Source organism: Streptomyces sp. LS1784, assembly GCF_020103755.1.
GTDB lineage: Bacteria > Actinomycetota > Actinomycetes > Streptomycetales > Streptomycetaceae > Kitasatospora.
This window is the reverse complement of the sequence record NZ_JAHSQD010000375.1, coordinates 1-8,194: the sequence shown is the minus strand read 5'-3', so window position 1 is coordinate 8,194 and position 8,194 is coordinate 1. Positions and strand designations below refer to the sequence as shown.

The following is an 8,194-nucleotide window of genomic DNA, read 5'->3' as shown; positions in this document are numbered from 1 at the left end:
GCAGGGTCAGCGCCAGGCCCGCCAGCCGGCCGCCCAGTGCCCACGGCAGCTGGGCGCGGCGCAGCGCACGGCCCCGGGCGCGCTCGGCGGGGGTGAAGTCCGGGGCCCGGGTGCGTTCGGGGGCGGAGGTGAAGTCCGGGGTCGGGGCGCGTTCGGGGGCCGGGCTTTCGGGGGCCGGGTCGGTGTCCATGGCGGGGTGCGGCTCTTCCGGTCGGGGCACGGGAGGGGCGGTACGGTGGTTCAGCGGTGATCCAGCATGGCGTACCCGACCGGTCGGCGCTCACCCTGCGGCCCGGTGCTCACCCACGGGTGGGTGGTCGCTCACTCCTCGGTGGGCCCGGTTGCGCCGTGGACGCCGGCGCGCAGCAACTGGTGGCCGAGGTCCACCAGGGCACGGCCGACCGCGAAATCGTCGCCGACCTCCGGGGCCGGCGCGTCGCGGGGGTTGCGGCGGGAGCGGGTGTCGCTGTGCAGCACGTTGCCGTCGGCGTCCAGCACGGCGTGCACCCGGGTGGTGTCCTCGTCCTCGACCACGTGCAGGCTGAGCTGCCAGTCCTTGGTGCGCACGGCGCCGCGAGCCTGCTGTTCGACGCCGGCGGCCACGGCCTGCGGCGGGGCGGCGACCGTCCCGTCGGCGCGGACGATCACCACCGGGCAGACCCCGTGCACCGCGCAGCGGGTGGACACCGAGCCGAGCAGCGCCCGGGCGAAGGTGCCCCGGCCCCGGCTGCCCAGCACCAGCAGGTCGGCCCCCTCGGCCGCCTCCAGCAGCACCTCGGCGGCGTGGCCGAGCACCAGGCTCTGCCGGACCTCCACCGGGCTGTCCGGGCCGAGGACCTGGTTGATCTCGGCGCTCAGCGTGCGGCGGGCGGTTTGCTCGAAACCGTCGTCCACCATCGGTGCGAACCACCCGTACAGCGAGGGGTACTCCCAGGCCGCCACCGCGTGCACCGTCGCCCCGGTCAGTACGGCCTGGCCGACCGCCCAGTGCAGGGCCGCCTTCGACGGCTCGGAGCCGTCGATGCCGACCACGATCCGGCGTGCCCGGGCCGGGGAGGGTCGGCTGCCGCCCGCGGGGGAGGCCTGATCGCCGCCCACGGGGGAGGGCTGATTGCTGCCCATCACGTCACACCTCCCGGCCTACGGCACGGAGCTCGCCCCCTCTACACCACGCTGCGCGCCCGCCCGCCTCCGCGCCAGGGACGCGGCGGCCGGGTCGGGCGGGGCGATTGGGACGGGTGGGCCAGGGGGCCGTCCGGGGAGCGGCCGCCGCCGCCCGGGCAGGGCCCGCCAGTGCCCTTTGTGGCCGGAATGTTGCGGGCTCGGGTCCAGGTGGTGGTGATTCGGTGGCGTAGGCTGACCGCGCTTGCATCATCCTCGGGGGGATCCACTCATGCGCCGTTTCGCGGCCACCGTCGCGCTGTTCGTCGGAATGACCGCCGTCGCCGCCTGCGGGCCGGACGACCCCGGCCCGGCCCCGGCCTCCGCCGCCCCCGTCCCGCCGAGCGCGTCCTCGGCGCCGGACGGCTCGCCCTCCGGCACGGCCCCGGGCAAGAGCGCCCCGCCCCGGCCCGACGGCACCATCACCGTCGCCTTCGCCGGGGACGTCCACTTCGAGGGCCGCACCGAGGCCCGGCTGGCTGTCCAGCCGCCCGAGCCGGCGCTCGGCCCGATCTCCCGCACCCTCGCCGACGCCGACCTGTCCGTCCTCAACCTGGAGACCGCGATCACCGGGCGCGGCGCCCCGGAGCCGAAGACGTACACCTTCCGCACCTCGCCCAAGGCGCTGTCGGTGCTCAAGGACTCGGGCGTCGACGTCGTCTCGATGGCCAACAACCACGCCGTGGACTTCGGCGCCGACGGCCTCACCGACACCCTCGCCGCCAAGGACTCCTCGCCGATCCCGGTGGTCGGCGTCGGGCGCAACGCCAAGGAGGCGTACGCGCCGTACGTCACCACCGTGCGCGGGGTGAAGGTCGCCGTGGTCGCCGCCAGCCAGGTCGAGGACATCACCAACCAGAAGTGGCGGGCCGGCGCCAACAAGCCGGGCATCGCCTCGGCGCTGGACGTCCCGGCGCTGGTCAAAGCGGTGGAGACGGCGAAGCAGCAGGCCCCGGTGGTGCTCGTCTACCTGCACTGGGGCGACGAGGGCAAGGCCTGCCCGACCGGTCCGCAGACCACCATCGCCAAGAAACTCGCCACCGCCGGCGCCACCGCCGTGGTCGGCACCCACGCGCACACCATGGTCGGCTCGGGCATGCTCGGCAACACCTACATCGGGTACGGCTTCGGCAACTTCCTCTGGTACGGCACCTCCAACTACGCCAACTCCAACGAGACCGGCGTCACCACCCTCACCCTCACCGCCGACGGCAAGGTGACCGGCGAGGCCTTCACCCCGGCCACCATCGACGACAAGGGCATCCCGGAGCCGGTCACCGGTGCCACCGCCGAGGCCGCCCTCAAGCGCCGCGACGGCCTGCGCGGCTGCACCGGCCTCTCCCCGGCACCGGCCGCCCCCGGCGCGGCGGCGCCTGCCCCGGCTCCGACCGCCCCCACCGCTCCCGGTTCCACTCCTCCCGCCTCGACTCCTCCCGCCAAGGCGCCGACGGCTCCCGCGAAGGCTTCGACGGCCCCCGCCGCACCACACTAGGGCGCCCGTCACGGGCGGGCGTGAGGAACTGACGACCGACCGACCCTCTCCGCAGCGCCCCGCCGAGGCCGCCACCGCCGCCTGGGCGGCCGCCGCATGCCCCCGACCTCCTGCCGGCCTCCCGCCGACCGCCCGCGTCCGCCCGGCGAGCCTCGCCTTCCGGCGCGTCGCCCTGCGCGGCGGCCTGCACCGTGCGCGGCATCTCGACGGCGAAGGCCACGACGGCTTCGACCCGGTCTTCGCGAGCCGCCTGCCGTAGGAACCCGCGGGGCGACCACAACGGGACACCGAGGCCGCCCGACCCGTCTGGGGCCGGGCGGCCTCGTCGTGTCCGGGCGTGCTTCCGGGGCGGGCGGCCGGAGCGAGTTGACGTTCGCACAGGCTCTCGGCGCGGGTGAACAGCTGTGTTAGGTTAGGCTTGCCTAATCTTGCTGGTCGGAGGGGATGTCCTGTGCAGCAACAGTCCGAATTCGCCGGTGTCGTCGCGATGGTCACCGGGGCCGGGCAGGGCATCGGCGCGGCCGTGGTGCGGGCGCTGGTGGCCGAAGGTGCCGTCGTCGCGGCCGTGGACCGCGATGCCGACAGGCTCGACGCCCTGGTGGCCGAGGTGCCGTCCGTGCGTCCGTACGTGCTGGACGTCTCCGACGCCCAGGCCGTGGACGGAGCCGTGGAGTTGGCCGAAAGTCAGCTCGGGCCGATCGGCACGCTGGTGAACGTCGCGGGGATCCTGCGTACCGCTCCGGTCGTCGAACTCACCGACGGGGACTGGGCGGACACCTTCGCCGTCAACACCACCGGCGTCTTCCACGCCAGCCGTGCCGTCGGCCGTCGGATGGCGGCCCGCGGACGCGGGGCGATCGTGACCGTCGGGTCCAACGCCGCGGGGGTGCCGCGGGCCGGGATGGCCGCCTACGCGGCGTCCAAGGCGGCGGCCACCATGTTCACCCGCTGTCTGGGACTGGAACTCGCCCGGTCCGGGGTGCGGTGCAACGTGGTGTCGCCCGGCTCGACCGACACCGAGATGCAGCGCGCGCTGTGGGGCGAGGACGCCGAGGCGGCCGAGCGCCGGGTGATCGAGGGCGACCCGGGCGCCTGGCGGGTCGGCATCCCGCTCGGGCGGATCGCCGCGCCCGCCGACATCGCGGAGGCGGTGGTGTTCCTGGCCTCCGACCGGGCGCGGCACATCACCATGCACGACCTGTACGTCGACGGCGGCGCGACCCTGCGCGCCTGAGTGGAGCCGAGCGGTGCTCCGCCCACCCCCTCCTCCTCGTCCTCCCGTAGAACCGTCCCAGACTGGAGAAACCGCCGTGACCACGGTGCACCACGCCCCTGCCGGGCCGATACCCGCCGGGCCCGACGCCCCGGCGACCTCCCTCGCCGACGGCCCGGACCACGCCGTCATCGGCGCGGCCAGCGGACTGCTCGGCCAGTACCGGGCCGGCTCCGACGAGACGTTCTTCGCCTCGCCGACCCGCACCCTGCTCGGCTCCGGTGTGCACGCCCGGGTACCGCAGGACGGTCGGCCGCTGCCGGTGCGGGTCACCGAGGCGCTGGCCGAGGCGGGCCGGGCCGGGGTCGAGCGGCCGCTGGTGGTCGGCGCGGTGGCGTTCGACCGGGACAGCCGGGTCGAACTCGCCGTCCCCGCCCGGGTCCGCACCGCCGGTGCGCTGCGCGACGACCCGTTGATCGCCCTGCCCGCGCCGTCGGCCGAGCGGATCGACTGGCGGATCGACCCGGTGCCCGCGCCGGAGGCGTACGGCGCGGGCGTCGCGGCGGCCGTCGAGCGGCTGCGCGGCGGGGAGTTGAGCAAGGTGGTGCTGGCCCGGACGCTGGAGCTGAGTGCCGCCGAGCCGCTCGACCTGCCCGCCGTCCTGCAGCGGCTGGCCCGGCGTGACCCGGGCGGCTACACCTTCGCCGTCCCGGCAGGCGGCGGCCGCACCCTGATCGGCGCCAGCCCCGAACTCCTGCTCTCCCGGCGGGGAACGGCCGTGCTGGCCAACCCGCTGGCCGGCTCGGTGCCGCGCAGCGAGGACCTCGGCGAGGACGTCCGGCGCGCCGCCGCGCTGCTGGAGTCGCCCAAGGACCTGCACGAGCACGCCGTCGTGGTGGACGCCATCCGCGAGGCGCTGGAACCGTACTGCCGCACCCTGGAGGTACCCGAACGGCCCACCCTGGTCCGGACGGCCGCGATGTGGCACCTGGCCACCACGATCCGGGGCGAGCTGGCCGACCCCGCGGTCTCCGCCCTGGAACTGGCCTGCGCGCTGCACCCCACCCCGGCGGTCTGCGGCACGCCGACGGACGTCGCGCGCCGGGTGATCGGCGAGGTCGAGCCCTTCGACCGCGGCCTCTACACCGGCATGGTCGGCTGGGAGGACGCGACCGGCGACGGCGAGTGGGTGGTCACCATCCGCTGCGCCGAGGCGCAGGGGCGGACGCTGCGGGTGTACGCCGGCGCGGGCGTGGTCGAGCAGTCCCGGCCGGAGGACGAACTCGCCGAGACCGGCGCCAAGTTCCGCACCTTCCTGGACGCCGCGGGAGTGGCCCGGTGACACCGCTGGACGGGTTCACCCCGTACCCCGCCGAGTTCGCCGAGCGCTACCGGGTCGCCGGCTACTGGCGCGGCGAGACCTTCGGGCGGATGCTGCGCGAGCGCGCCGCCGCGCACGGCGAGCGGATCGCCGTCGTCGACCCGGGCGGCCACTCGGTGGCGGTGACGGAGCGGCGCTGGACGTACGCCGAACTCGACCGCCGGGCCGACCGGATGGCCGCCGGACTGCTCGCCCGGGGCATCCGGTCCGGGGACCGGGTGGTGGTCCAACTTCCCAACGCCGCCGAGTTCTTCGAGGTCATCTTCGGGCTGTTCCGGATCGGCGCGCTGCCGGTCTTCGCGTTGCCCGCCCACCGGTACGCCGAGATCGGGTACTTCTGCTCCTTCACCGAGGCGGCGGCGTACGTGGTGCCGGCCGTCGAGGGCGGCTACGACTACCGCGAACTCGCAGGCCGGGTAAGGGCGGAGAACCCCGCGTTGCGGCTGGTGCTGGTGGCCGGTGAGGACCCGGGGGAGCACGTCCGGCTCGCGGACGTTCCCTGCGACGGTCCCGGCCCCGAGGCCTTCGGCGGCGAGCCCGGCCCCGGGGACGTCGCCTTCCTCCAGCTCTCCGGCGGCAGCACCGGTGTGCCGAAGCTGATCCCGCGCACCCACGACGACTACATCTACTCCCTGCGCGGCTCGGCCGAGCTGTGCGGGCACGACCCGGACAGCGTCTACCTGTGCGTGCTGCCCGCCGCCCACAACTTCCCGCTCAGCTCGCCGGGTTCGCTCGGCACGCTGTACGCCGGCGGCCGGGTGGTGCTCTGCCCGCAGCCCGCCCCGGAGACGGCCTTCCCGCTGATCGAGCGCGAGGGCGTGACCGTCACCGGGCTGGTGCCGCCGCTCGCACTGCTCTGGCTGGACGCGGCCGAGCGCGGCGCCCGCGGCTACGAGAGCCTGGAGGTGCTGCTGGTCGGCGGCGCCAAGTTCAGCGAGGAGGCGGCCCGGAGGGTGCGGCCGGTGCTCGGCTGCATCCTCCAGCAGGTGTTCGGGATGGCCGAGGGACTGGTCAACTACACCCGGCTGGACGACCCGGAGGATCTGGTCACCACCACCCAGGGCCGGCCGATCTCGCCGGACGACGAGGTCCGGGTGGTGGACGACCAGGACCGCGACCTGCCCGACGGCGCCACCGGCCACCTGCTCACGCGCGGCCCGTACACCATCCGCGGCTACTGGAACGCGCCCGCGCACAACGCCGACTCCTTCACCGCGGACGGGTTCTACCGCACCGGGGACCTGGTCCGGCGCACCCCGACCGGCCACCTGGTGGTCGAGGGGCGGGCCAAGGACCAGATCAACCGGGGCGGCGAGAAGGTCGCCGCCGAGGAGATCGAGAACCACCTGCTCGCGCACCCCGCGGTGCACGACGCGGCGGTGGTGTCGATGCCCGACCCGTACCTGGGCGAGCGCACCTGCGCGTACGTGGTGCTGCGCGCCGATCACCGTGAAAAGCCCCCGAAAGGCGTCGAGTTGAAGCGGTTCGTGCGGCAGCGCGGACTCGCCGAGTACAAGGTGCCGGACCGGGTCGAGTTCGTCGCGGCCTTCCCGGCCACCGGGATCGGGAAGGTCAGCAAGAAGGACCTGCGCGCCGCGATCGCGGCCTCGCTGACCGCCGGCTGATCCCTTCCCGTCCGCATCCGGCTTCCGGACCGAATCCAAGGAGCACCACCGTGGGCCTGCCCCGCATCCCCCGCTATCCCATGCCCGCCGCCGAGGAACTGCCCGCCAACCGGGTCGCCTGGACGGTGGACCCGGCGCGTGCCGTCCTGCTGGTGCACGACCTGCAGAACCACTTCCTGGACGCCTTCGACACCGAGGCCGCTCCGGTGCCCGAACTCCTCGGCAACGTCGCGGTGTTGGCCGGGGCAGCGGGCGCAGCCGGCGTCCCCGTCGTGTACTCGGCGCAGCTCGGCGGACAGAGCCCGGCCGAACGCGGGCTGCAGCAGGACTTCTGGGGCCCGGGCATCCCGGACGACCCGCGGGCCACCGCGATCGCCGAGGCCGTCGCCCCGGCACCGGGCGACACGGTGCTCACCAAGTGGAAGTACAGCGCCTTCGTGCGCACCGAGTTGGAGCAGCTGCTGCGCGAGCAGGGGCGGGACCAGCTGGTGATCACCGGCGTGTACGCGCACATCGGGGTGCAGGCCACCGCCTGCGACGCCTGGATGCGGGACGTGCAGGCCTTCGTGGTGGCCGACGCGGTCGCCGACTTCGGCCCGGCCGAGCACCGCGGCGCGCTGGCCTGGGTGGCCGGGCGCTGCGGGGTGGTCACCACGGCGCAGGCCGTGCTCGGGGCGCTGGGGCCGGTCGCGGAGCCGGCCGCCTCGGGCGTCCCAGGGGTTTCGGACCTCGTGGAACTCGAAGGGGTGGGCGGGAAGTGACGGGCGCGGGCTTCACGGTGGAGCGGATCCGGGCCGAGGTCGCCGACCTGCTCGACGAGGACCCGGCGGAGATCCCGCTGGACGAGAACCTGGTCGACTGGGGGCTGGACTCCATCCGGCTGATGACCCTCGCCGCGCGTTGGCAGGAGGACGGCGCCGAGGTGGCGTTCGTCCGACTCGCGGAGCGCCCGGAGATCCGGGCCTGGGCCGAGCTGCTGGGCGCGGCGTGATGGCGGCGGGGGTGGGCGGGGCGGTCCGGGACGCGGTTCGCGGAGCGGAACCGGCCGCGGTGCCGCCCTCGGCGGCCTCGGTGTCCGAGCTGCCTCCGCTGCCACGTCGTGCGGTGCGGTACCCGGCGACCACCGCGGTGGGGCCGGTCGAGGCGCAGGCGGCCCGGACGCCGGACGCGCCGGCGCTGGTGCTCGCGGGCGGGGAGACCGTCAGCTACCAGGAGTTGAACGTCTCGGCCAACCGGCTGGCGCGCGCCCTGGCCGCCCGTGGGGCCCGCCCGGGCGCGGTGGTCGGCCTGGCGGCCGTCCGGCGTCCGGCGGAGCTGCTGAC

8 protein-coding genes and 1 pseudogene are annotated in these 8,194 nt (G+C 75.3%); 7 read left to right on the top strand and 2 right to left on the bottom strand.

Going from position 1 to position 8,194, the window contains the following annotated elements:
* Window positions 1-220, bottom strand: a pseudogene (locus tag KS423_RS31525) (hypothetical protein); the annotation flags it as partial.
* 101 nt (window positions 221-321) lie between these two features.
* On the bottom strand, window positions 322-1,122 hold the full coding sequence (locus KS423_RS48155) for a universal stress protein (protein ID WP_308020270.1): 801 nt from the start codon (window positions 1,120-1,122) through the stop codon (window positions 322-324).
* A gap of 271 nt (window positions 1,123-1,393) precedes the next feature.
* Between KS423_RS48155 and KS423_RS31510 the strand changes: the two genes are divergently transcribed.
* The 7 genes from KS423_RS31510 to KS423_RS31480 form a co-directional block, all read left to right on the top strand.
* Window positions 1,394-2,653 (top strand): CapA family protein, encoded by a 1,260-nt coding sequence (locus tag KS423_RS31510; RefSeq protein ID WP_224283173.1) that lies wholly within the window; start codon window positions 1,394-1,396, stop codon window positions 2,651-2,653.
* 451 nt (window positions 2,654-3,104) lie between these two features.
* On the top strand, window positions 3,105-3,887 hold the full coding sequence (locus KS423_RS31505) for a 2,3-dihydro-2,3-dihydroxybenzoate dehydrogenase (protein WP_224283172.1): 783 nt from the start codon (window positions 3,105-3,107) through the stop codon (window positions 3,885-3,887).
* 109 nt (window positions 3,888-3,996) lie between these two features.
* The gene (gene dhbC, locus KS423_RS31500) at window positions 3,997-5,208 is read left to right on the top strand and encodes an isochorismate synthase DhbC (protein WP_374120059.1); all 1,212 of its coding nucleotides are present in this window, start codon (window positions 3,997-3,999) and stop codon (window positions 5,206-5,208) included.
* On the top strand, window positions 5,205-6,872 hold the full coding sequence (locus tag KS423_RS31495) for a (2,3-dihydroxybenzoyl)adenylate synthase (protein WP_224283171.1): 1,668 nt from the start codon (window positions 5,205-5,207) through the stop codon (window positions 6,870-6,872). The genes dhbC and KS423_RS31495 overlap by 4 nt, the downstream gene beginning before the upstream one ends.
* A 50-nt stretch (window positions 6,873-6,922) precedes the next feature.
* Complete coding sequence (locus tag KS423_RS31490; RefSeq protein ID WP_224283170.1) at window positions 6,923-7,633, top strand: isochorismatase family protein; 711 nt, start codon at window positions 6,923-6,925, stop codon at window positions 7,631-7,633.
* Entirely contained in the window at window positions 7,630-7,863 is a 234-nt protein-coding gene (locus tag KS423_RS31485; RefSeq protein WP_224283169.1) for a phosphopantetheine-binding protein, read from the top strand. The genes KS423_RS31490 and KS423_RS31485 overlap by 4 nt, the downstream gene beginning before the upstream one ends.
* A gap of 80 nt (window positions 7,864-7,943) precedes the next feature.
* The coding region (locus KS423_RS31480; protein WP_224283168.1) for an AMP-binding protein at window positions 7,944-8,194 on the top strand (251 nt) is incomplete at its 3' end.

Coding starts and splice junctions, on each gene's coding strand:
- KS423_RS48155 (WP_308020270.1), bottom strand. CDS start 1,122: ATGGGCAGCAATCAGCCCTCCCCCGTGGGCGGCGATCAGGCCTCCCCC.
- KS423_RS31510 (WP_224283173.1), top strand. CDS start 1,394: ATGCGCCGTTTCGCGGCCACCGTCGCGCTGTTCGTCGGAATGACCGCC.